Genomic DNA, 25930 nt, shown 5'->3' on the forward strand with positions numbered 1-25930 from the left:
ATTATTGAATGTGAAAAAAACAAATGAATGGAAAGGTGATTAAGATTTTTTTACTGGTGATGAAAAAATACACCTACTTAATAAATAAATTATGCAATGAATAAAAGCAAGATTTATACCCGCACCAAAATAAAAGATTAGATATTTTTTCGACATATAATAAAGAACTTTTTTAGTGACCCCCCCTTTTTATACACCTTATGAGGGTGTTGTTTTTATGGGGTGTTGACGCCCAATCCATTTTCATCAAAAAGAAAAGCAATGATTAAATATTTTTTTATATAATTTAATTATTGAGTAATCGTGAATAAAAAAGCAACAACAAGGAAGCCAAAATGAAAAATCATAGTAGAAAAAATGGTGAAGAAAGAAAAAGCCAGACGCTCAACAAAGAACAAACTTTAAGAGAGAAGTTGGCCATAAAAGTTCGCAGAGTTAAAGCATCTAAAAACAAAGATTCTAAAATAAAAACCCAGAAAAAAAATCATATTGGTGAAAATAAAGAACAAACACCAAATAAAGAACAAACTTTAAGTAAAAAAACAGAACAAAAAGCCCACAAGGGTAAAGCAATTGATAACAAGGAACGAAAAAAATCAACGAGAAATTTTAAAAGGGATAATAACGAAAAACAAGAAATTTCAAATGAAAACCCCTCAAAGTTAAAGGGTGCACTACATAATATTTTCACAAAGTTAAAGAATGTGCTGCTCAATATTTTTACGAGACTAAAAAGTATACTGCTTAATGTTTTTGAAAAATGCGCAAAACGTTTTAATGAATATAAGAATAATTTTAATAATCGTGAAAAAAATATCCAAGCAAACAGCAACGAGGAAGTTAAACACACCCTTGAATTAATAGATATAGAACAAACATTTAAAAAAAATAGAATATTAAAAAAATGTAATTTTAAAGTAAGTAAAGGATCGTTTCATGCTTTAATCGGTGAAAATGGTGCAGGGAAGACAACGCTGATTAAAACCATAATAGGCGGATATCCAAATTACAATGGAAAAATCTTATTTAATGAACAAGATATAAAGAAAAATATAACTCAAAAGGATATTTTATCGTATGTCCCTGAAGTGGCGCTTTTCCCGAATGGTATGAATACATTCAAGTACTTATTATGAATCGCCACACTCAAAGGGATTGAAAAAAATGAAGCGATCGAAAATATCGAAAGATTAATGGAAAGTTTTAACCTAACGGAGTTTGGCAATACAAACCCCAACAAGTTATCTTCAGGTCAAAAGAAAAGGATATTTTTAGTTAAGATAATCCTAGAAAAACCTGAATTAGTTATATTAGATGAGCCTGCTGCTAACTTAGATCCTACCGCACGTTATTTATTTTTTGAAGAATTAAAGCGTTTGAACGATGAAGGTGTAACTATTTTAATAACCTCTCATATAGTTGCGGAGATATCGAAATATGTAGATGAGGTAACTATGGTTAAAAAAGGTGAAATTGCTTATACTGGTCAAATAAAGAAAGGTCAACTTGAAGCCAAATTCAAGGAAATTATTCTTGATAGCCACAGTTTATTAAAAGGTGGGTGATAAGATGTCAAAAATTTATTTAAAAATGTATTTACATTCGCTGATTAGAAGTAAGTTAAACATAATATTATTTTCTGTAATAACGATTTCAGGAATAATATTAAATTCAATTATCGGTGGGAATCAATCGCTAAATTATTCATTTGTTTTTGCGTTACCAAGTTTTGTATGGATGATTTCTGCGTCTTTAATGTTTTCGGTTGAGTTTTATTTAAAAACAAAAGTTAATGGTACAGAACTAATTTTTGCAAGTAAATCAATAAAAAGAGAAAAAAATGTTATTTTAAGAACAGTGGTTATGTTTGTTGTTATATTTATTTCAAACTCATTGCTCTCGTTCGTTATTTTTATACCGGCAATGATTAGGACGCATGAAGTTGGGATGTACATGACCTTATGAATAATAATTGTATTTGCATCTATTTTGATTATTTTCTTTTGCATTACCTTCTTTTCACTTATTTGTTCTCATTTTTCAACCATAACAGCAATGTTGTTGGTTTCTATTTCAGCTATTGGTTTAATAGCTGGTTCGCTTGTAACAAGGATTTTAATGAATCCCGAAAACCACAACAAATTATACTGAGATAAAGATAACAAGATGAATTATGCAAAAATGTTGCGTGTTAATAAGAATGGTAAAGTAGAAAAAGAATATAAAGTCTTTTCCAAAGGAGAAAACAATTTCCATAATAAATTATTGGGTGACGATACTTTGAACAAAACCAATGAATTAAACTCTTGACTTAATCCCTCAGAGTGAATAATTAATCCGGTTTCATCGCTTTTTGGTAAATCTTACAAGATAAAGGATGAGAATTACACATTAGCATCGCAAGATAGTTATAAGTTTTCATTATTAAAGATTAAGAATAATTTAAAGGGTGATATAAGTCAAATACCGATAAATTCAAAAGATACATGAGCTTTTGTTAGTGAAGGTGATTTCAACCCATTCTTAGAAGAAAAGGCTGCGTTAATTAAGGAGTTAGCAAGAATTTCTAAAGAATTTTTAAAAGAATTCAATGAAAATTCTTTATCAAAAGGGGACACTTTAACAGTGTGGTTGAAAAAGCTAAAGAGTGACACCATTTGAAACAATCTTAATCTTTCAAAAGATGAAAAAGAAATTTTGAAATTTTGAACTGGAATAAATAAAAAAAGTCATTTAAATATGTATATCCTTAATTATTATGATTTGTTATCTAATAAAATGGATAACTTTGAAAATAAATTAAAGGAAGAAGGTGTGCCACAATCACATATAGAAATGTTTAGTTTCATATTCAAGGGTGGAATCGCTAAAAAGAATATATTTGCATTAAATGCATTAACTAAAGTGGGTGAAATCAATAAGGAGTTTCCTTTCTTAACTTATACGGATTTATCCGCACCTGCGAATATCCAAAACATCCATGATTTAAAAAAATTAATTCACTTTAACAAGGGTACACAAACTTTTAGGATAGCACTTCAAAATGATGTTTATGAAGATATTGAGTTGAGTTTAATAGATAGAGGACTTTCTAAAATAAAACAACAAAAAGATTGAGAAGAATATATCGATCACAATAATGAATTGGGCAATTTAGAAAATTTATATAATAAATTAAAAAGAAATTTAATGAATCAACAAAAGAATATTAGGGAAATACATTTCTTTAATAATAAATTAGATATTTATAGAATGGAAGGGTATTACTCAATTGAGAGTACCACTTTCAGTGAAACTTACAGCATTACTCCCTTAATATTATTGATGTTAAGTATGGGGTTATTTGTGTTGTTATTAAAAACATATAAAAGAAAAATTATAAGGTAGGTAGAGATATGAAAAAGAAAATATTAATAAGTTCAGCTGCAACAATTGCCACAATCGCAACAGCGTCTTCGGCTATTATTTCGTGTGGTTCTAATCAATCGGCGGAATATACTTTTGAAGGTAAGAAATTTAGCAATAAAAAAGATTTAATTGAATATGCAAGAAGTAGGGTTGTTGAAGTTGATTCTCAAAGTAATGGTGAAAACCTTTGAAAATTAATGAATGCCGGTGCTAATAAATATTTTACTTCCCCAACAGAAGCGAGAAATTTTATTTTCAAAAATAAAATTACCACAAAAAAAGTTTTCATACCAAATAAATACAAATTTGGATATAAGGATAAAGCACATAAATTTTTAAATGATGATGAGATCGCCTCTTTCTCTAGTGGAGAAGAAGGAACTTATTATGCATTTAGAATCAGTGGGAATAAATGAATACTTTCAGAACAATTAGCAAAAAAAGATAAAAAAGTAGGTAATCAAAATTATAATGAGTTAATTTTTAAAAAAGCAAAAGAAAGAGCAATAAACTCCTTTTTACAAATTCATCAAATTTATAAATATGATAATCTTTACTTCCCTAATAAAGATACACTGAGGGAATACTTAAATAAAAAGCCTAATTTCAGCGGGAAATCTTTAGAAACACAAAAGAATACAGTACTTTCAATCGGTGGAGATGGAGCTCACTCGAGACCATTTAAATTTAAAGTTGAAAAAGGCAAGAAAGTTAGAGATGGAGAATACAACGACGCTGCTGACTTTATAAAAGATCACGCAACAACAAAAGTTCAAGTTGGATCAAAATGATATTCAGTTGACGAAATTTCAACTGGAAATGATGATATTTTATTAAAAAATATATTGGAAAATGTTGATTACGTAAAAATAGGTCAAACAAAACAAAGATATATCGGAGACATTGAGAAAGGTGTTAGTGGTACATTTGCTGGTAATTATGTCATTTCAAGTAATGGGCAAGTTTCTAGAATGAAAAAATCTAGTGAGTGAAAAGGAACTAACCAAACATTCGATGTAAAAGATTTAAAAAATAATACCATAATCAGGACGCTTGATGCTGCATCAGATATAGCATTTTATGTACCTGGAGACAAAAACAAGAATATCCTAAATGCAATTGCATTGCCAAGTGCCAATATTCATGTTTCAGAAAAAGAACAAATGGATTTTCAAAATTTCAGATTTATTTTGAATAGATATAAAACTGAAATGTCAAAAAAATTAGGAGATGCCCTTTGAGAAGTTAATGAAAATATGTCACAGGGTAAACGTTATAGTTCATTCAAAGCAATTTCGTACTTAAGAACATGAACTCTTGATAAAGTGATTAGAAATGGTATTCAAGATCCTAATCTAATTAATTTAATAAATAAATTCTTCAATAAGGGTATTAAATTATTGGATTACAAACTAAAAGAATTAGTTGTTCCTATCATGGGTTATGAAGATGCAATGCATGTTGACTTAACAAAAATAATTGATTTTGAACAAGATAAGAGATTGTTTATTGATCCAGAAATCATGGTTACCAATTTCTATAAAGGGAGATTTACACCCCCTAATAGCACAAAAGAAGAATTCAATCCATATTTAATTTCATTCATGAAATCATTACAAGTATATTTTGCTGTTGAAGGCTATAAGATGGAAGAAACTAACAATATTAAAAAAGAGGTAGAAAAACAAAAATCATTAAAGGAAAATGATTCAAGTCATGAAATAACTTTCGTCCCTTCATATTCATTTAACTATCATAGTTCTTCATCAAAATCATTGAAATCATTGAAAAAAATAATCAATAATGATTGAGATGTTAGTTCTAACTTTAGAGTTGATGAAACTATTAAAGAAAATTTAAAGAATCATATGGAAAAATACTTGGAACGTACAGCAAAAAGTTTCATCATTCCAAATAAAATTATTGCAAAAGAAATTTTTGATATTGAAAATTTCTCTTGAAATACTAAAGAATTAATTAAAAATATGAATGATGTTAGTTCCCTTCCAGAGAAAGAAAGGTTAGAAATAGCTAAGAATGATGGTGAACTTATGATGGCCATATATAGTGAATCAAATGTTGATGAACTCTTCTCAAAAAGATTGAAGAATAATGGTTATGCACCAATGGCGGATATCCACACATCCCTCAATAAATTTGGAATGTATAAAAGAAGGGATAATATAAGTGAATTTGTTGCTGATGTAGAAGAAGTATTTGATAAACATCATCATGAAATATTTGAAGTGCTAAATAAGATTAGAAAAAATCAAGCAATAGTAAATGCCATTTCTAATGAAATTAATTCAAACAACAATTGATTGAGTAAACCAAACTATGATCAAACTGCTGTGGATGTTGCAAAAGGAATTCGTTCGGTGCAGGAACTCATTAAAACATTGGGCGAAGCTGCACACATGGTTTCAAAGATTTCAAAAGTAACAAAATTCCTAAAACTAGCTAGTTTTACTGCTGGACCTTGAGGAATGGTGGCAAGTGTTATCATAGATGTTGCTTTAGAAATTATCACAGGGATAATCGGTGAAGAAAAAGTTGATGGGTACGTATTTAAATATGGAGATGGTGCTAGTGATAGGATAATTTGAACTGGTGGAAAACATACTGAACATAATATTTTTGGGATCAAATGAGAAACTGGTAAAATCGATACGTCAGATTTAAAAGTGATTGATGTTGTTGAGTTAACTAAAGATTATGAATCAGGATTTTTCTACAAGGGTGATTTTTACAAGAATGATATAGATGTAGCTAAAGTATGACTGAAAAACCTAAAAGAAAACGCGAAACAAAATAACCTTAGAAAAATGAAGGGTTTAAAATTAGGATTTAGTTTTGGTGATAATAAAATAATAAAAGATAACCTAGATTCACTAGCAGAAGAGATAATTAATACTTCTAAAGAAGAATCCTTTGTTAATGTTGGTGGTGTTCTACATAAAGACAACGCTACCTTAAGAGCACAACATGTTTTAAAAATTATGCAAGAGATACAACCAATTTGAGTAGCTCAGCTACCAACGCTAATTGATAATAAAATGAATAAGCCGCATTATGAGAATGCAAAATACTCAATGCCAATCTCAAAAGCCATCAAACTTTATAATAAACAAAATGACAAAAATCTAGTTTCTCACAATAGGTATTTAATGATAGATCCGAATAATGAAAGGGATGCATCAGGTAAAGTTAAAAAAATGACGCTTAAAGAAGCACAAAGTAGATTTGTTAAAATGTTCGATGATCAATTTATTGAACATAAACAAGTTTCATTGCAAGAATCTATGAGTGATAAGTCATTCGATGAATTGTCAAATGGATTTATAAAGAAAGAAATCTATGAAGCGAAATCCAATAGTGGAAAAGTGGAAGTATTTCTAGATATTAATGATGCAATTGATTGACTAATAAGTGTATCTAATTATTCTAAAATACCTGCAAAAGGTAAGAAAAGTATTTTTATATACAAAGATAGAGAATTCTTATCTTTAACAGAATTCATTGAATTTATACTAAAAAATCAATCAAAATTGAAGGGAGATAAATATGAAGCGCAACAAATTTACAACTAAGAAAAGTAAGAAGGTATTCACTTTCTTATCATTGATGGGGATGAGCGTAGTCCCAATTATAGCAGCGACATCTTTGGCAGCACCTGTAGCAGAACAAAATGCTCATCAAAAAATATTATTTGACGGTCATTTATTTGATGATTATGAACAAGCTTTAAATTACTTCATTTCTCAAAAAACTGGAATAATAAACAAAGAACTTAAATATGGTGATGTGAGTCGAGCTATGGTTAATCTGAATACTGGTGAATTAAACGGAGAACAATTAGGGACCGTTGGTAAAGATAATGCATCCGTTGTTTATAAAACTGCATTCGGAAGAGGGGAAAGGGTATATGGTAAGGCATTGCGGTCATATGTTAATCCAATATTCACTCAAGCGAGATTTACTTATCCTGGAACAGATAAAACATTTGTTAAAAGAGAAGATGCACAAGCAGAATTAGATTCTAACGTATATTCTGATCATGTATTTTACTACAAAATAGTTAATAATCTTTTCGAAAAGAAATTAAACCAAAAGAATATCACAGCTGTAAATGCTTTATTTAACAAAGGGGAAATCCTTTTAAATCCTTTTAATAAGTCCCAAATAAATGAACTTAAAAAGTACTTAACTCAAAGTGAGATTATTAATAAAATGGGTGAAGTATTCGCAAATAAATGAACTACCAATAAAAAAACTGATGAGAATAATGGGTTTAACATAGGGATATATGCAAGAAAAAATAAGGAAGCCAATTTTGAAGAATTTACTTATACTGAAAATAACGACATAAGTAAAGAAATATACAATAAAATAGAAAAAGATTACAACACTAATATGGGAAGTGCTAAAAATACCGAATTCAGCGTTAATCATGATTTTATTACGAACTCAGATGATGGGTTTTGAACTAGTTGGGATGTAGATCATACCAACTTCGATTTCTCATTCACAGATGTTAAAAAGAGTAATCGCTCAATAGATGATCATGGTGAAACTAGCGAAGAAAAAAAAGTTTCTTTCAATAAAGAAGATGCAAACCATTCTTTTGATGGGTCGGGATTACACTTGAAAATGAAATATAAACAAGATGGGGACGATGAAAATACCACCTTGGATATAAGTGGTGTCAAAAGAGAAGAAAGTAAATATAATTCTAAAAATGATAAACAACTTCTAAGAATGCCTTTTATGCCTCAAGGATTCGAAGAAAAAATAGAGGCATCGCATAAATCAAGATTTAATTGAAAAAGTGAAATAAGTAATTTATCAGTTGAATCTGTCTCAGGTAAATGAGATCATGAAAATTTCCATGGTCACGGCGCAGGTATAATGACTCACCATAAAAGGCATACCTTTCAAATGAAGAAGGTAAATCTTTCTTACGACATAACTAAAGTGTACAAAGATAAAAATATTGATATTTCCAAAAAAACAAACTCATTAAATTATTTAACGCAAAGTTACGGACAAACAAACATTAAACAAGTTATCAAATATAATGGGATACCTCTTTTTGAAATAAATAAAAACGAAAATGGAGAATATACACTTAAGAATATTTCCAATGAAAAAGAATATCATTCTGGAAAAATTATAAAAGCTTCAAATGAAAGTGTTTGAACAAAATATTCTCAAAAAACAACAATTGAAAATGCTTTTTCAGAATTCAATAAGATAAAGGTCAATAATAAAATTAATTCTAATGATGTCTCTTTATTGAACATGGGAGATGGTCAAAATAAGAAAAATGATAACCAAGAGAAAGTTTCAATTGGTTTATATTGAGGTGGTAAGTTCTTTTATAGTAAGAAACAATACTTTTCATATATTATATCCGATGAGGTTAATGTGATAGATGCTAAGCTAAGTGGTTCGATTATTCAAGAGGGTGATATCGCATTTACTGAAGGTCAATTAGATAATCAAGAAAAAAAGAATAAACCTATTGTTACTTCTGTTTTTGTGATGTTTTCTATCGATGGGAAACCATTGATCGACGATGAATCTATTATTGATAATTCTAGGTATGACTCAATTCAACTGATGAATAGAAATATGGAATACAATAAAGATAGAACAACAATTGATAGAGAACATATTTTTGTTCAAAAACCCGGAGGGAAATGGAAGATAGTTTCTAATGAAATACATTCTATTTACTCTGTAAAATTAAAAACCAAGAAATATTTTGCAACATATCAAAATGTTAGAGATTATTTATTGGATTTCATTAAAATTAACTCAAATAAAGTTAATGTTTAATTTAAAGTTAAAACAATGCAATAATAAATTTACTCTTGAATATTGTTATAATTTATAAATAAAATACATGGAGGTATTATGAAAAAGATGAAGAAGATTGTTATGGGTACATTGGGGGCTTGTGCAGTTATCGCAACACCAATAGCTACAGTTATTTCTTGTGGCTCTTCAGACAAAAGTGAATATGTAACTTCAAAGACTTTAAATGAGTTTAGCACAGTTATAAATAAGGCTTCTGTTGAGAAAGATGGATGAGGTCAAAAAGGTAAGGAATACAGAATTGATAAAAAAGGTGAAAATGGCGAAAGAAACTACATTTTAACTGACAAATTTGTTGATTATTTAGTGGAAAGATTGAATCATTCTCATTTAACTGAAGAATATAAAGTTGTGCATCTTGATTTAAGATACTTTGGTTTAGATGGTCTGGGAGATTATTTTTGAAGTAAATTGAAGGATGTCGAAGTAAATAAAACTGAATATAATTTCAAAGAAGAAAAAATGTATGGTTCTTCAGGAATCATATTAAACGTAATGCACAATCCATTTGTTGACAAGATTAATAGATGAAATCTTGAGGAAAGTGAAAAGATAAGAAGAGACATACAACAAATTAAAGCATTAAAGGTTTTCATTCATAAAAAAGATGACTCTCGTTCTGAACGAAGCACTAATCATCTTATTTATTTTTTCACCGAGGAACAAGGACGGAAAAGTGATAAAGTTTGAACACTTGGGTCGAAATTAGCAAAGACAATTTTTGAATAGAAAGGCGTTTAAGCGTCTTTTTTTTGCAATCTTTTTTTGCAATCTTTTTTTCAAAGAGATGGTGGGTAAAGTTTGGCAGCTGTCAACATCAAGTAATTTGTACATTATAGAATTTAGATAAATTTGAAGGATTTTTCAGGAGTATAATTTAAGTGTGAGAATAATTAAAAAATACATTGAAGGATGGAAAGTTAAGTTATTCATTTTCTTAGCTGCATTTTCATTATTCTTAATTTCAATTGGTTATTTAGTTACTGATTTAAAAGGATCTAATAATAGGGTTTGATTTTGATTGCAAATAAGCTCCGCAATCATCACTGTGTTTGATTTTGTATGCGTAATTGTGTTCTTCGCTAATAAGTTGCTTAAAATACGCAATAACAAAAGGTTGGAGGAGAACTTCAAGAAAGAAACACATAAATATTTCAAGAATAAACTATTCTACTTTGGATATTGATTCTTCGCTATAACATTTATATTTCTTATCTCTTTATACTTTATGTTTTCAGCATATGATAAATCATTGCTTAGAACGGTTCAAAATACATTAAAAGAATATCCAAGTATTTTTGTGCAAACAATCCTTATATTTCTTTTGATATCTATTGATTGATTATTTTCATTCGGTATTTCTAAAAAGATAAAGTCGCATTTGAATATGCTTAATGTATTAACTAATATACTAATAATATTGGCATTCCTTATATTCAATACATATAGAGTATTAAGCGCCTTCATTGATAAGTCTGTATTTAGTTTTACCGTATTAATAATTGAATTTGCAATACTTTCATTTGTTGGTTTCTGAAGTAAAATAAGGAAGAAAAAACCAAAAGCAAAGAAAGAATAAAATAGCTTGAGTAACTCTAATAATTGAAAATAAGAATGATTATTAATTAGAACTATTGGAGATAAAAAGATAAGTAAAAGAGTTAGTTTTTGTTACTTAAATTCAAATCCATAAAAAACTTATTTTAATTAATTTATCCAAAGCGAATAAAACTATAATGAATATTTTTAAAATGTTATTGAATATTCAACAATAAATAAAGACAAGCTCTCTATTTTTAAAATCGCCTAAATTTGTTCTTTCTTTTTTAATAAGCGCACTACTCACTCACACTTATAAAGTATTGAAGCTATTATTTAGTTTATAAAATTCTTTGCACATCCACCTCAGTCCCATAAGCGGAAAGTTATTAAGTTTTAAATTAAAATATATATAAAACAATATCTTGATGGGTATTGTTTGGTTCGCTAACTTCAGTATTGAATCAAGTGATAAAGTACCTAATGGAATTACAATACTCATAAATGCAAAAGGATGGTGGTTTAGGACCTTTCTTTTTACAATTAAGATATGTAAAAAATCCTGGAAGTGTATTTATGCCGCTTAAAATCAATAACCAAACTATCAATGATGAACAAACTTTGTCATTGTTGTATCATCGGATGGGTACTCAATTGCCTAGATTTTCTTACAATAAAAAATGTTTGGTTTGGAAATGATGTTGTAAAATTATTTCATGAAAATACAAGAATATATTATGGAATACAATGAAATTATAAATTGCATGCAAAAGAAGAAGTTTGAAAATATCTCTATGGAACGAGGCAATTATTTTTTTATAGCAAGGAAGATGATTGAAGCTATGTTCAAAGAATATCGCGAAAAGGAAGGGATAAAGTTTAAGAAGATAACAAAATTTTTGGAAAAGTCAAACCTCAGAAAACAAAAATTTAATTGGATGAAATTAAACAACATTTGTCATGATCAAGAAGATGAAGAAGTTATTATTAATATACACAACCACAACCATGCCTTAGTAAGTTTGGCTGATTTTCTTGGTTATAAGTTAAAGCAAACACAGTCAAATGAAATCTTCAAAAACTTGGAATGACAATATAAAGCGGAAAAAAAGAATGAATACCCAGCCTTAATAGAAAGGAAGCAAGATGGATATTATATAGTTTCTCATAGGGATCGTGGGTATGAACAAAAAAATAAATATATGATAATATCAGATATCGAACTATCAGTTGGAATTCACTATAAAATATCTACCAAGATAGAAGAATTATTTGTCAATGGAGAACCAACTAATATAATCCTGGAAAAAATAACGGACGCTGAAGCCTTGCCGTTGAAAAATACTTACATCGAACCCAATTTATTAGAAGTTATAAATAAAATAGTTCAAAAGCACCATATGTCTCCCTTGGACTTTGTAATTGCTTTCCCGGATTCGAGCTATTCTGAAGAATTAAGAGGTATATTTATTAAAGACACTAGAAATTCCTTCCTTTGAAATATAGTTTGTTTGAAGTATTTTGATAAAGTGGTGATTAATGATAATTACAAATTAAGTCCATTAAATTTTGAATTTTGAACAAAAAATCCTAGAGGGAAAGGTATTTCGTTATTTGAGAAAAAGAAATTAAAAGAAATATTATTAAAAGATAAAACAACTAGAAATTTTACTAGGATCAAAAACGCTGAATTTGAGCAAGAATTAAAAAAACGAGGTAAATACCTTAAAGAGGGAAAATTTGACATTAATGAATTTCCTGATAATTATAAATTTTCTCCTAATTATCCTGAGAAAAAAGTTGTTGAATACAAAGGATATATTACACTTCAAGAAATCGCGAATTTAATCAAACTATTTGAAAAAACAATGCAAAATGATGAAATTGAATTTAAAATAGATAAAAAGATTATTTACTGAGATAAAAAAAGAGTCCCAAATAAAGAGCAACTAGCATCAATCAATAATGCATTAAGAAACTCCCGGACATTAATAATTGGTCCTGCGGGGACAGGTAAGACAAAAACGGCAGCAACTATAATAAACTCATTTATAAGCGCAAAAGAAACTTATATGTTTTTGGCACCGACACACAAAGCTAAGTCCGTAGTTGAAGAGATGGGTATTAATGATATTGAGCAAATTGCAAACGAAACAATTCAAAAAGTTATCCACAATCCTCACCTTTTAGAATTTAAGGAGAATGTAATTATTGATGAGATAAGTATGGTTAATGATAATGATTGAATTGGTATTCTTGACATAATCAAGGATAAAAAAAGAATTATATTAATGGGAGACTCTAAACAACTGCCACCTTTGCATTCCATTGGTATCACTAAATTATTTGATGAATTGGAATTTATGGATGAAATCAAGAATGAACTAATTACAAATATGAGACAAGAAAAACAAGAAGATAGAAAAGAGGTGGATAGTCTAAGGGGCAATCATGGATTTATTCATCCTGAAAACTATTTTGAGGATTATTATGATTTTAAGGATGCTTTAAGAATAGTGAAAGAATATGAGAAAAATGAATTTAAAATTATAACTCCGTTAAACTCGGGTCTGTTTGGGACAAAAGCTTTAAATTTATTTTTGGGAAATACAATCAAGGATATTAAACCTGGAGATAAATTCATGATAAGCGAAACGATAAAAGGTATTAAATTTCTCTTCCAAAATTTAGAGTTAAAGGTGGAAAAATTTTCTAATGGAATCATTACCTTTGCAAAAAGATTTAAGCAAAACGTGCTTTTTGAGGGCCAAAAAGAAAATTTCTTTTTCTTAAATAACAAATTACATTATAAAATTGGCAAAGAAGAAGATATGCCCTTCATAGGTTCAAAAGTTATAACGGTGCATGCATCTCAAGGTAGCACTTATGACAATGTTTTACTTGTTTTACCTCCAAATTATGAAATTTCTCAAGAAATGCTATATACTGCATCAACTCGTTTTAAGAAAAAATTTAAAATATTAGTTTGTAAAGATTTTAATATTGATAAGTATTCTGAGTCAACAAGTAAAACCCCAATAGAAAACTCTAAAAAACAAACCAATATATAATTAAACTAGAGCTTAATTGAAAAATGACTTATTGGTCATTTTTTTTAAACATTGATAAAATTATTTTATGGATATATTAGTTAAAGCAGGGTTAAAAAATGAATATGAAATTAAAGATAGGAAATTTTCAAAAGAAATATATAACTCTTTTGGATTTGAGAAATACAATGGTGAATACACGCAAGTGATGATGGATATGTTTGGCGATTTTTGAAAAATGACAAGAAAAATAAAAGATTCATTTGATATTGATTTGCGCACGGAAGTCATCATGGAAATCTTTTGAACTTTAAGGCACTTGGCATCACAACTTCAATCAATAGAAAGTCTAACCTTATCTCTACCTGTGTTTAGACTTTTCATGGACAACATTGTGAGATATTATGCTTTTGAAAATAACAAGGACTTTAATGAAGAAGAAGTAAAAAACTTTGATAAAAAGAAAAACAAAAGACTTCAAAAAGTATGCAAGTACAATGAATTATTTTCTGAAAAAATAATGAATGAATACCATGCTTCAGGAGCAGAAAATCATTTCGGTTCTCTTTTCAATAGGAATATGGGTTATGAACAAACAAAAGTGAGAAATTTAAATACGCTCAATTCCTTCAAGGTGATCTTGCAAGAAACAATAAGCATAATGGCCGATATTATTGTAAGAATTGCAAAAGATATAGGGAGAGAACAACTAGCTTTATTTGAGCACATCTCACTTATATATTTTAGGATGGGGTGCAGAATCATGGAAATGGAGGTGGGATATGTATAGTGGGATGGAAGTTAATTTTGCAAAGATTCCATATACAAGAATGCTTAGCGAAGCTATTGAAGATGTTGTAGAATATAATCTTTTTTGAATATTTTGAAGAACAGGAGCATGGTTAACCGTTCCGAAACAAAAACGTATAGTTGATTCCCTTTTGGCAATAGAGGTTAAAAAACTGATTGAATATTTTTCATTGATAGTAATGTTAGAAAAAGATAAAAATAGTTACGAAGAAAAGGTTTCTGTATCATACAACAATCTTTTGTATACAATGAAACAAAAAGTGGTGAATCAAATCGGAACAACAGAAGGAGCAATGGTTATAGAAGAATACTTAGAGAAAACAGAAAATAAAAAAATAGAGTATAAACCATTAGGGTTAAATAAAATGGTCGAAAAATATGCAAAAAAATATAGGGATTTATATGAAAAATTGAACTACATACAACATCATTCTTTAATCCCTTCCGCTCAAACTGCATATATTAAAGAAGAAATATTTTCCAAAACAAAAATTATGATGCATGAAGTTCACGAAATTACCAAAAGACTATATATTAAAGATGAAAGTAAATCAAAGAGTTTTGATGAACTGTTCAAAATCATTACAAAATATACGGGTTAACTTGTTCATTGTCTTTTTCTTTGTTTCATGCTTTATAAAAATCTCTCGGTGGAAGCACACCTGATAAAGAACGCAAGAAGAAACAAAATGAATAATGAATAAAGAAAAATAGACCATCAATCAAAGATATTGAAAGAATATTTTTATAATGCGATAAAAATACCATTAGACATGGTGTTTTTTATTTATGAAAATAATTCAAGGGAAGGTGAATATTTTTTATGCTAAAAAAGTTTTTTGAAGACATGGTGCATAGGTCTGTATCAAATTATCAGCTATCAAATTCATAGATACTATATAATTAATTCATTATGTTAGAAACTTTAAAAGCAAAACACAAATTAAACAAATGATTTTACTTTATACCCATTATAGGAACGATCATATATTCAGTTATGTTTGAGTTTGCTCTCAACACAATTATATTCGATGGTAAAAAGCAATTTAAAATAGTTAAAAAGTATAAGTCAATATTTGGATTAATATCATTCCTTATAGCTATCGCATTTCTTGCTACATTCTTTTCATTAAGAAATAAACATGGTTACGGCGCTTACCCTTGATTCTTTTGAGTTGGTTTAGGATTTGGTTTATCCCAAAACTTAGCACCTATAATTCCTTGATTTTTATACAAAAAAGGAATTGAGTCATTTGAAAATAAACACCCTGATGGAATTGTTACTATTAAAACAGATGATTCAGAAGAAGGTAAAATAATCAAAGAAATAAAAATAGTTAAAGAAATAGAAATTAGAGAAGAAGTAGAAATAAAAAAAGAAAAAATCGAACAATAATAAAAGATACCTCTCGGTATTTTTTTATTTCCCAATCATTCGTGGCCGAGCAATTATTTTTTATTCTAAATTGTAAAAAACCCTAAAACAGTGACTTATTCTTGAAATTTTATTGTTTTTAACATTGTTCGCAACAACACTGAAAAATGATAAATACTATAATTTACAACGTTAATTAAAAAGAAAAATAACATACGAATAAAAGTTTATGAATAACTTTACAAGGGGAGAAAAAATGAAAGAGAAAAACAATGTTGCGGCCGGAATCCTGAGTGCCACAGGAGTAGTATCTATCGCATCTGTTGGGGTCATAACTGCAATGGTTGTAAGAAATCATGAAGACACCAAGAGAGTGGAAACAAAACATCATAACTTAAAGAAAGAAAATCGAATTTTTGCCAATGTTAAATTGCCAAAAAAAGATGGAATGACCTTCAAAGATGTTAGAGGGATTGAAAGTAAAATCAATCAAATAATTTCTGGATATGTACGCCTATCAAAAGGTAAATACATACCGGTTGAAAAAATCAAAATTGTCAAGGGACTCAAACTTAAGAAAAAAGACATTATTCCAGTTAATAAAGTCAAAGATTTCATTGAGAAGAATCTTAGTAAAACAGTTACTGAAAAATGACAAAGTAAAGCTGAGTTGGATTTTAAAGTAATTAGAAAATTGAGGAATAAGTATGAAGAAACCAAAAATAAGATTGATGAGATCAAGGGTGAACTTATACGAAACAACAATGAATTAGCCAAAGCAAAATTGAAACAAAAAGAAACTAAAGATGCATTGGATAAAGCAAAGGCTAAAGTTGAAAAAATCCAAAAGGACTTAAATCAAAAAACAACCGAGATAAACAAAAACAAATTAAAAGATTCACAATTAAGAAAAGACTTAAAGGATGCAAGGGATGAGCTTGAAAGGAATAAGAAGAAAATAGAGGATTTGGATAAAGATATTTCTGATAGAAATTCTAAAAATATTGAGTTGAATAAAAAGATAAATGATTTATTAAAAACTAAAGAAAAACTAGAAAAAGATTTAAAAGATATTAATAAAGAAATAACTAATAGCAAAAATGAGAAAGCAAAACTAGTTGAAGATTTAAAAAAGGCTCAAAAAGATTTAAAAGATGCCAGTGATGGTGATGAACTTCTAAAAAAAGAAATTAAATCAGCACGAGAACAAGTACCTATTTTGAATAAAAAACTTGCAGATGCAAAAGAAGCCTTGAGAAAAGCAACTGAAGATGCTAAAACGGCTAAGGATAGACTTGATTCAGCAAATGCAAAAACAACGGGTCTAAATAAAAAACTTGCAGATGCTAAAGGTGTTAAAAAGGTGGTTGACGATAAAATAAAAGCAAACACAACACAAATTACTGACCTTCAAAACCAATTGAAAGAATTAAACAAGCAATTGCAATTACTATTAGCTAAAAGAGATGAGTTAGCAAGACAAAAAGAAGAATTATTAAAATTAATCGATTCTCTTACTTCTCAAAAAGAACATTTAGAAGATCAAAAGAAACTTATTAATGTGGACATCACCAAAGATGTTAACTCCATTGTTGCAATTGATAATGCAATAAACGATGAAAATGAAAAACTTTCAAAAAATCAAATGAGATTAAAAGAAATACCGGGAGAGAATGACAGGAATGAAAAAAATATTTTAAGATTGCAAAAGAATATAAATGATTTGAATGCAGCTGACGATAAAAGGGTTAGTGATACAAGGAAAGAATATGCAAGAATTACAGGTGTACTTTCATGGGCACAAATTACATTAAGGAGTAGAGAACAAGATTTAGCGAATTTAAAGATAAGTGGTGATACGGAAGCTATAAAGAAAGTGGCACAAGCTATTGTTGAAAGAAAAGAACTGATTAAAACAACATTAGCCGAAAAGGCTGTTGCACAAGAAAAGCTAACAAATGCTGAAGATCAAAAGAAACAACACAAGACTCAAATCGACAAATGGAAACAAGACATACAAAATAGAATAAATAAACGACTTGAATTAAAACGCGAGAAAACAAGGATTGAAAATGAAAATAGTGTCATTTCAACAAACGTCCAAAACTTGTCAGATAATAAGCAAACAAAAGAAACTAACTTAATTAATCTACGGAATCAAAAGCAAGGAATAATCATAAAAATAAATGCAATAAATGCAAGATTAAAATTACTGGGTAATCAATCTAATGATTCAGAGATTATTTCTAATGAAAATAAAATAAAGGCCATATTATTAAAAATAAAAGAACTAACAAAAGAATTGGAAAAATTAGTAAGAAGCAACTCGAAGTTAGAAGTGGGGAATGCAACTAACAAGACAAATGTAGATGAAGCGCAAAAAGCAGTTGATGACAACAATGATTTAATTACAGAAGCAACAAAAGATAAAAAAGATGCAGATAAAAAAGTTGGAAATGCAAAGACTGCCGTTGATGAAGCACAAAAAGCAGTTGATGATAATAAGAAAAGAATAGAGAATTTAGTAAAAGGTGGAATCAATCAAGCGTTCAAACAAGCTAAAGATGACATTAAAGAGATTAATAACAAAATAGGTGGAATTGAAAATAAAATAATTAGAGATACTGCCACTAAAAAGAAACTTGAAAAAGACTTGGCATCAAAAACAGATGAACTTAACAACACTCAAAAGACAATTAATGACAATGATGCTGCAAACTCAAAAGCAACCAAAGATAAGGGAAAAATTAATGGACTACTTAAGGGGATGCAAAAGAAAAAAGATGAAGCACAAAAAGCAGTTGATAATAATGATAGAAACGTTAATAATCTAGCGAAAGATCAGGGTGTATTAGAGAAACAATTAAAAGATGCTAAACAAGCATTGGGTGAGGCTGTAAGAAATAATGATTCAACACAAAAATCTGTAAATGACCTATTAAAAACAATTGAAGATAATAAAATTCAAATAAAGAAATTATTGGATAATTTTATTGTTATTAAAAATCAACTCTTAAAAGAAGTGGAAACTTGAAAAGAAGTTTCTACCAAAGGTATGAAAGCATTCGATCTAGTATCAATTAAAAATAAACTCCAATCTACAAATAAGATAGAGGGACTAGAAAAAATATTTAACGAATTAAAAGAAGTGGTTTGAAAAATGTCTAAAATCAAATTCAACTCTTTAAATGAAACTATGGTGGGTAGCACTTATACTAGAGCAACTACAGAAAAATTTAAGAAATTATTGGAAGAAATATTAAATAATAACTTCACGAAAGAAAATGGTAATAATAAAATCAAATTAATTTCTCAAAGTGTAGAAAAATTACTTGAAGAAGCAATAAATGTATTCAATAAATTAAAAACAAACACAACACAACTTAATCCTAAAGATGTGTATCAGCAACCAGAACACTAACATTAGTTGGTGTTTTTTAGTTATCACTTTAATTCATTGGGGAATATATTTGTAATAAACAATAGTTTCAAAATGATATAATTTTATAAACGTTTATAAAACAAGGAGCCAAAATGAAATCAAAGAAAATTACTTTGGGAGTATTAGCAGCAGTTGTCGCTGCAACAACCCCAGTTGTCGCTGTGTTAGCATGCGGTAGATCCGAAAGGAAGAGTGATTCAAACCCAAAATCGTCACTTAAAGAGCAACCAAAGGTACAGCCGAAACCTAAAGTTCAGCCAAAACAACAGCCAAAACAACAACCAAAACAACAGCCAAAACAACAACCGAAGGCACAACCAAAAGTAGTGCCAGTATCTGAAATGGATAAAATTTTAGCAGAGCTAAAGGTAGAACATAGGAAAGATGAACACATATTAAAAATTACATTACCAAAGTCCTTAGCAAACAAATCTAATGATGAGCAGTGATTAAGAGATTCACTGATCGCCATTATTCATCCGCAACGTTCGAAGTTTAATGAGTTAATTGGAACAAATGGGGTTAAATATGAAATAACAGAAATAGGGAGTGCGAAGAAGAGTGATAGTTCATGAATGACTAATCTGAAAGAAATTGATGAAAATAACTTAACTTCTGATAACGTTGTAGAAAAATTTAAACAGCATACAAAAGAACTGGTTAAATTCGTAAAAGGTATGAGTAATTTCCAAAGAATCGCATGGTACATAGAAGGTGAAGCAACCCCCTTCAAATATTCTAAATATGGTATAGAAACTAGAGAAGTTATTCAGGACATTTTAATAAAAATTGTGCGTTCAGCTTATTGAGCAACTGAAACATATGCACCGGCATATAAAAAATACTTAAAAGCATTGGAAGATGCAAATCTTAAAGCAACAGATCCTAAAGCTAAAGCTATACAGGATAAATGAGTAAAAGAAAATGGAAAATTAGCTCTTCATATGAAAGAAGTGAAAATAAGTATGCAAAATAATGTAGACTTTTTAATCCAAGGTTTCTGATTGAATAATAACATTAATTAATAAGTCGTTCGGCTTATTTTTTTTAATGACTAAATACACAATATTTCATTGAATTTTAATCATTAAAATAGAACTTCATATGTAATGAAAGAATCACATATTCACCAACAGTAAAGGAATATAATTTTTATATAAACAAAGTAGTTAAAGGGGTATAAATGACAAAGAAAACCAAAAAGATAACACTAGGAGTGATGAGTTCATCGTTAGCTATTGCAGCACCTATCGCCACCGTCGTTTCGTGTGGTAAAGAAACAAGTGAGAACGAAACATCCAAAGGAAGACAAGGCATAGACTCGTCTAATACAAATGGAAAAAATGGAAATGGTTCAATACCAAACATAGATAATGGTAAAACAGAAGCTGTGCCTAAGGTTTTTGAAGAGGGTGAAATCAACATTGCAAAAATCACCGAAAGAATGAAACAAAGTTTAAAACAAAATAAAACCAATAAAGTTTCATGAGAAACAAATTTAAAAGACCCAAAAGATGTTAAAAATGAATACGAAAGTATTTTAAAAGAAACTTTTGAATTAATTCTAAATCAACCAAAGAAGAGCGAACTTAAGGATCCAAAGAAACAACAAGAATTCCTAAAAAAAGCTAAAACACTCGAAAATAAAATAACAAAACATACAAAATCTCAATTTGGACTGGGAGGTCTGAATGCATCACAATGAAAACCATTGTTAGCATCTCAAAGTAAAGAAGAACTAAAACAAAATTTTAAAAACTTAATTGAGTTAATGATTAATAATCTAAGTTATAAAGAAATGTCTTTATACGACCCAAAAACAAACAAAGAAATCTACAAAGAAACTTATTCAGAAGAATTAAGAAAAGTATTTTTTGATTCAAACTCAGAAATGTTGAAGGAATTATATAAAATTATCAATAATTATGGAATTTTACTTATTGGCTTAATACACAAACCAGTAGAAACAATGAGTAAATATGGATATGATAAAATTTTGGAAATGAATAAAGTAACTGATGAATCAGCTATGATCACAAAAAAGAGTATCACAAAAATAAAAGGGTTAATGTTCCCAACAACAAAATAATGCATCTATTGATGTATTTTTTTAATCAAAGAATTGACTAAATAAAAATAAGCATTAAGCTTATTTAATTCATTTATCTAATAAAGTGTAATTAGGTTCTTTTGATAATTCAATATTTAAAGAAATTTCTTGAATAATATTTTCTTTATCAAGGAGGATGAAACCCCTAGTCAACTTATTAATTCTTGGTATATATGCATTTGTCTTTGTTTGGAATTCTTTATATTTATCATCAGAAACTATGAGTACATTTTCCAAACCCTTGGCGGCACATCACTCTTCTTGTTTTTTAACTGAATCTGTTGAAATAGAAATAAATGTAACGTTCTTGTGTTCTTGTGCCAATTTGGCTATTTGTTGTGTTTGCATGTCGCATATTTTCGTGTTAATTGCAGGGAAAAGTGAAATCACTTTCTTCCCTTTGATATCTTCAATATTTCAAATCCCGTTTTTATCTTCAGCTTTGAAGGTTAGTTTTGTATTTTTTTCAATTGCTGGACCACTTAACTTAAATGGTATGTGATGTATTTTTGCTTTTTCCATATATAAATTATACTCTTAGCAAAATTTAAAAGGAATAAAGGCATAAAAAAATAAGCACTAAGCTTATTTAATTCATTTATCTAATGAAGTGTAATCAGGATCTTCAACTAATTCGTTATTTAGTGAAATTTCTTGAATCATGTTGTTTTCATCTAAAAGGATGAATCCTCTGATTAACTTGTTGATTTTTGGCACGTATGCATTTGTTTGAGTTTGGAATTCTTTATACTTATCATCTGAAACGATAAGGATGTTTTCTAAACCTTTTGCTGCACATCATTCTTTTTGGATTTCTACTGAGTCAGTTGAAATTGAGATGAATGTAATATCTGTGTGTTGTTGTGCTAATTTAGCGATTTGTTGTGTTTGGATATCGCAAATTCCTGTGTTGATATCTGGGAATAATGAGATTACTTTTTTACCTTTAATATCTTCAATATTTCAGATCCCGTTTTTATCTTCAGCTTTAAAGCTTAATTTTGTGTTCTTTTCAATTGTCATACCACTTAATTCAAATGGTTCGTTGTGTAATGTTACTTTGTTCATAAACTAATTATACTTACTTTTATCTATAAGAAATAAAATAAGTCATTTATTAAAAAAGGTGGAAGTTTTTAGATTTACTAAAGTATGAAATATTTTGTAAATGGTATAATTAATCCACTTGATAAATGTTCGTAAGGAGAAAAACAATGAGTAAAAAAGTCAAAAAAGTAATCGCCTGAATAATCATATCTTTACTAATCTTTATAATAGTGGTGACACCTATCGTTCTTGCGTTTGCATAAAACAACATTTTTAATATATGCACTTGGTGCATTTTTTTATTGCCTTTCTCTCAATATTTTATTGTTATTATCAACACCCTTATTTAAAAGTTATATAATTGAGTAGTTATATAAATGATTAGTTATATGACACAACAAATTTAAAGGAGAGAGTAATATGAATAAATGAAATAAAGAGGTGGAATTAAAAACGATTACGCTTAAAAATAAAGTTGCTATGGCACCAATGTGTACATATGTATCAAAAGATGGGTTTGCAAACTCGTTTCATGTGCAACATTATTCATCTAGAGCTTGAGGTAATGTAGGGTTAATTATCCAAGAATCAACTGGAGTATCGAAAGTTGGAGGGAAAATAGATAACAGATCATTATCAATTCATAATGATGAGTTAGCACAAAGTTATAAACCTATAGTTGAAGCTGTTCATGATGCGGGGTCAAAAATATTTGTCCAGTTATCTCATGCAGGACCAAGGAACGAAGTTAAAGGGGAATCATATTCAGCATCTGAAGTAAAGCTTTCTGATAAATATGAAAAAGCAATGGAAATGACTATACCTCATATCCAAGAAGTTATTCAAGACTTTGTTGAAGCAGCAAAGAGAGCTGAAGCAATTGGATATGATGGAATAGAGATACATGGTGCTCATGGATATTTATTGAATTCTTTTATATCGCCAACAATTAATGATAGAGATGATAAGTATGGTGTAGATAGATTCTTGATTGTTAAGGAAATTATAAGAAGAATTAAAAAGGAAGTTAGCATTCCAGTTGGAATTAGAATATCTGCTTTTGAATGAGCAATTGATTTACCTAATTCAACTATTCAAGATTTCGTAAAAGGATTAAAACCTATTGAAGAACACTTGGAATACATCCATGTTTCAACAGGTGGTGTTTTAGAAGAGAACATAGATGTAAAGGGCGGATTGCTTTATCAAATACCTTTTGCTGAAGAAATCAAAAAAGAGTTCCCAAACACTCCAATAATGGGTGTAGGGCTGATATTGAACAACGATTTACTAGAAGAAGTTGTTTCTAGAGTTGATTTAGCTGCTTTAGGAAGAACATTATTGAAAAATCCAATGGCTTTATTGGATTGACAAACAGACTTTGATGATGATGTAACACCAAGAGTGTATCAAGTTATGAATGGTGGTAAGTCTCCGTGAGTTGAATAAAAAACGCTTCAATAGCGTTTTTTATTAAGACATTCATATTTCGAATAAATGGGTTGCTTCCTGACCTTTATTACTTCTTTCATCATTAAGTCTTTGGAGTTCACTTAGAATTTGTTGATCGTTAGGGTCTCCCTCAATCTTATCGATAACTTTTTGGTCTTGACTTTGAAGATCTTCAATTAATTTTCAATTTGTTATTGATTTTTTAATGAATTCAAGATCTAATAAATCTTCTTCATAAACTCTTGTGAAAAGTTGTGGCTCCAATTTAATCGTTGTACCTTTAGCATTCTTCTTTGTTTCATCAAAGAATACAAATTCCTTGATTGCAAGCGTTTGTTTTCCGGCTTTTTCAAATGATTCAGAAGCTTTAATCAATTCTTCTCTTGTTGGGTCAGCACTTTTAGAAATGAATTTTTTCAACTTAATAACTGCGGATATTTTTTCAGATTCTTTTCCGAGTTTTGTTGAAAGTAATGAAATTATTTTTCCATCACGGTTATAGTTTACAAAGAAATCTTTAATCATCCCTTTGTATTCTTGTTCAATTGCCTTTTTACCTTTTTTGCTAGAAACAAAAGGGATTCTTAATTGTGTGCTTTGTTTAATTGACGCATCAAACTCTTTTCTAATTTTCTCGATATCAATTTTAGAAGAAAATTGTGTACTTTCTTCTTGTTCTGGTTTTTTAATTTCAGTTTTTTCTTTAACTTCTTTTCCACACGAAACAGCGATTACTATAGGGGAAGTAATTGCCACTAAAGCGGAAAGAGTTCCTAAAACAAACTTTTTATTTGTACTCATCTTTCCTCCTTAGTTTTAATTATCTTTACAAAAAAATTATATAGTACGAAGTTGCACCTTAAAATAAAAAATTAGCTTTCGCTAATCTTATTGAACTTTATGTTCTTTACCTCTAAATCTTTTATCTAGAGTTTTCTTTCTTAATCTAATTGAAAGCGGTGTAACTTCTACAAGTTCATCAATTTCAATAAATTCAAGAGCTTCTTCTAGTGAAAGAATAATTGGTTCAGGAACTCTAGTAGCTTCATCAGTACCAGCTGAACGAATGTTTGTTAATTGTTTATTTTTGATTGGGTTAACATCAAGGTCATTTGATCTTGCATTAATACCGATAATCATTCCTTCATAAACTTCTGTTTGTGGAGTAACAAATAAGTCACCTCTTTCAGAAATTTTTCATAATGAGTATCCCATTGTTTTACCTTTAACATTTGAAACAAGAACACCATTTTTTCTTCCGTCAAGAACACCAGCATATGGCCCGTATTCATGGAAAGTTTTTTCCCTGTTCCTCTTGTTTTAGTGATGAATGATTGTCTGATTCCGATTAATCCTCTTGTTGGGATAATGAAATCGATATTTGTTTGACCGTTTGAAGAATGCATATCTGTCATTGTTCCTTTACGTTCAGACATTAACTGGATAACTGCTCCAGAGAATTCATCGTCACATGTTACTTGCGCTATTTCATATGGTTCAAGTTTTTTACCGTCAACCATTTTAACTAGAACTTTAGGTTTTGAAACTGCAAGTTCAAATCCTTCACGTCTCATGTTTTCAATATGAACTTCGAAACCTTCTACGCCTTCTAAGTTATTAACTTTAAGGGCTACGTTAGTTTCAAGTTCTTTGTTAAGTCTTTCTTCGATTAGTGAAGATGTAACTTTTTTACCTTCTCTACCGTTAAGTGGAGATTTGTTAACTAAGAAGTTCATTGAAATTGTTGGTTCTTCAATTTCAATTTTTTCCATAGCAACTGGGTTTTCTACTGTTGAGATTGTATCTCCGATTGTAAT

Annotated in this window: 18 protein-coding genes and 1 pseudogene; 14 read left to right on the forward strand and 5 right to left on the reverse strand. The window is 29.0% G+C overall.

The features are described 5' to 3' along the window. Positions 1 to 335 precede the first annotated feature (335 nt). The 13 genes from C4B25_RS00450 to C4B25_RS00510 all read left to right on the forward strand — a co-directional run bounded on the left by C4B25_RS00450 (position 336) and on the right by C4B25_RS00510 (position 21593). Positions 336 to 1568: an ABC transporter ATP-binding protein gene (locus C4B25_RS00450; RefSeq protein ID WP_131613106.1), complete on the forward strand. Its 1233-nt coding sequence runs from the start codon at positions 336 to 338 to the stop codon at positions 1566 to 1568. A gap of 1 nt (position 1569) precedes the next feature. After that, positions 1570 to 3387: an MFS transporter gene (locus tag C4B25_RS00455; RefSeq protein ID WP_131613107.1), complete on the forward strand. Its 1818-nt coding sequence runs from the start codon at positions 1570 to 1572 to the stop codon at positions 3385 to 3387. A gap of 8 nt (positions 3388 to 3395) precedes the next feature. Beyond that, entirely contained in the window at positions 3396 to 6998 is a 3603-nt protein-coding gene (locus tag C4B25_RS00460; protein WP_131613108.1) for a hypothetical protein, read from the forward strand. Then, complete coding sequence (locus tag C4B25_RS00465) at positions 6973 to 9249, forward strand: hypothetical protein (protein ID WP_131613109.1); 2277 nt, start codon at positions 6973 to 6975, stop codon at positions 9247 to 9249. Before C4B25_RS00460 ends, C4B25_RS00465 begins: the two co-directional genes overlap by 26 nt. A gap of 78 nt (positions 9250 to 9327) precedes the next feature. Beyond that, positions 9328 to 10017, forward strand: coding sequence for a hypothetical protein (locus C4B25_RS00470; RefSeq protein ID WP_131613110.1), 690 nt, complete (start codon positions 9328 to 9330; stop codon positions 10015 to 10017). Positions 10018 to 10171: 154 nt separating this feature from the next. Next, the gene (locus tag C4B25_RS00475) at positions 10172 to 10867 is read left to right on the forward strand and encodes a hypothetical protein (protein ID WP_131613111.1); all 696 of its coding nucleotides are present in this window, start codon (positions 10172 to 10174) and stop codon (positions 10865 to 10867) included. 676 nt (positions 10868 to 11543) lie between these two features. Beyond that, positions 11544 to 13898: an ATP-dependent DNA helicase gene (locus C4B25_RS00480; protein WP_131613112.1), complete on the forward strand. Its 2355-nt coding sequence runs from the start codon at positions 11544 to 11546 to the stop codon at positions 13896 to 13898. A 67-nt stretch (positions 13899 to 13965) separates the two neighbouring features. After that, a complete protein-coding gene (locus C4B25_RS00485) occupies positions 13966 to 14667 on the forward strand; it encodes a hypothetical protein (protein ID WP_131613113.1) in 702 nt (233 codons plus the stop codon). After that, positions 14660 to 15289, forward strand: coding sequence for a hypothetical protein (locus C4B25_RS00490; protein ID WP_131613114.1), 630 nt, complete (start codon positions 14660 to 14662; stop codon positions 15287 to 15289). Before C4B25_RS00485 ends, C4B25_RS00490 begins: the two co-directional genes overlap by 8 nt. Before the next feature lie 311 nt (positions 15290 to 15600). Next, positions 15601 to 16083, forward strand: coding sequence for a hypothetical protein (locus tag C4B25_RS00495; RefSeq protein WP_131613115.1), 483 nt, complete (start codon positions 15601 to 15603; stop codon positions 16081 to 16083). Positions 16084 to 16318: 235 nt separating this feature from the next. After that, a complete protein-coding gene (locus tag C4B25_RS00500; protein WP_131613116.1) occupies positions 16319 to 19483 on the forward strand; it encodes a coiled-coil domain-containing protein in 3165 nt (1054 codons plus the stop codon). A 113-nt stretch (positions 19484 to 19596) separates the two neighbouring features. Then, a complete protein-coding gene (locus C4B25_RS00505; RefSeq protein ID WP_131613117.1) occupies positions 19597 to 20529 on the forward strand; it encodes a hypothetical protein in 933 nt (310 codons plus the stop codon). Between the two features lie 158 nt (positions 20530 to 20687). Further along, positions 20688 to 21593, forward strand: coding sequence for a Vmc-like lipoprotein signal peptide domain-containing protein (locus tag C4B25_RS00510; protein WP_131613118.1), 906 nt, complete (start codon positions 20688 to 20690; stop codon positions 21591 to 21593). Positions 21594 to 21653: 60 nt separating this feature from the next. On the opposite strand, the gene C4B25_RS00515 is transcribed toward C4B25_RS00510, so the two are convergent. Both C4B25_RS00515 and C4B25_RS00520 read right to left on the reverse strand, forming a co-directional pair. Further along, the gene (locus tag C4B25_RS00515) at positions 21654 to 22136 is read right to left on the reverse strand and encodes a redoxin domain-containing protein (RefSeq protein ID WP_131613119.1); all 483 of its coding nucleotides are present in this window, start codon (positions 22134 to 22136) and stop codon (positions 21654 to 21656) included. A gap of 63 nt (positions 22137 to 22199) precedes the next feature. Beyond that, the gene (locus C4B25_RS00520) at positions 22200 to 22682 is read right to left on the reverse strand and encodes a redoxin family protein (RefSeq protein WP_131613120.1); all 483 of its coding nucleotides are present in this window, start codon (positions 22680 to 22682) and stop codon (positions 22200 to 22202) included. A 399-nt stretch (positions 22683 to 23081) separates the two neighbouring features. Between C4B25_RS00520 and C4B25_RS00525 the strand changes: the two genes are divergently transcribed. Then, a complete protein-coding gene (locus C4B25_RS00525) occupies positions 23082 to 24110 on the forward strand; it encodes an oxidoreductase (RefSeq protein WP_131613121.1) in 1029 nt (342 codons plus the stop codon). Positions 24111 to 24134: 24 nt separating this feature from the next. Here C4B25_RS00525 and C4B25_RS00530 read toward each other — a convergent pair whose 3' ends face one another. From C4B25_RS00530 to C4B25_RS04970, 3 genes and pseudogenes are all read right to left on the reverse strand, one after another. Further along, complete coding sequence (locus C4B25_RS00530) at positions 24135 to 24914, reverse strand: Vmc-like lipoprotein signal peptide domain-containing protein (RefSeq protein WP_131613122.1); 780 nt, start codon at positions 24912 to 24914, stop codon at positions 24135 to 24137. An 87-nt stretch (positions 24915 to 25001) separates the two neighbouring features. Then, the gene (locus tag C4B25_RS04695) at positions 25002 to 25328 is read right to left on the reverse strand and encodes a hypothetical protein (RefSeq protein WP_335904850.1); all 327 of its coding nucleotides are present in this window, start codon (positions 25326 to 25328) and stop codon (positions 25002 to 25004) included. Positions 25329 to 25426: 98 nt separating this feature from the next. Continuing rightward, positions 25427 to 25885 (reverse strand): annotated as a pseudogene (locus C4B25_RS04970) (translational GTPase TypA); the annotation flags it as partial. Positions 25886 to 25930: the final 45 nt, after the last annotated feature.

This window comes from Mycoplasma todarodis (assembly GCF_004335995.1).
In the GTDB taxonomy this organism is placed as follows: Bacteria; Bacillota_I; Bacilli_A; order Mycoplasmatales; family Metamycoplasmataceae; genus Mycoplasma_K; species Mycoplasma_K todarodis.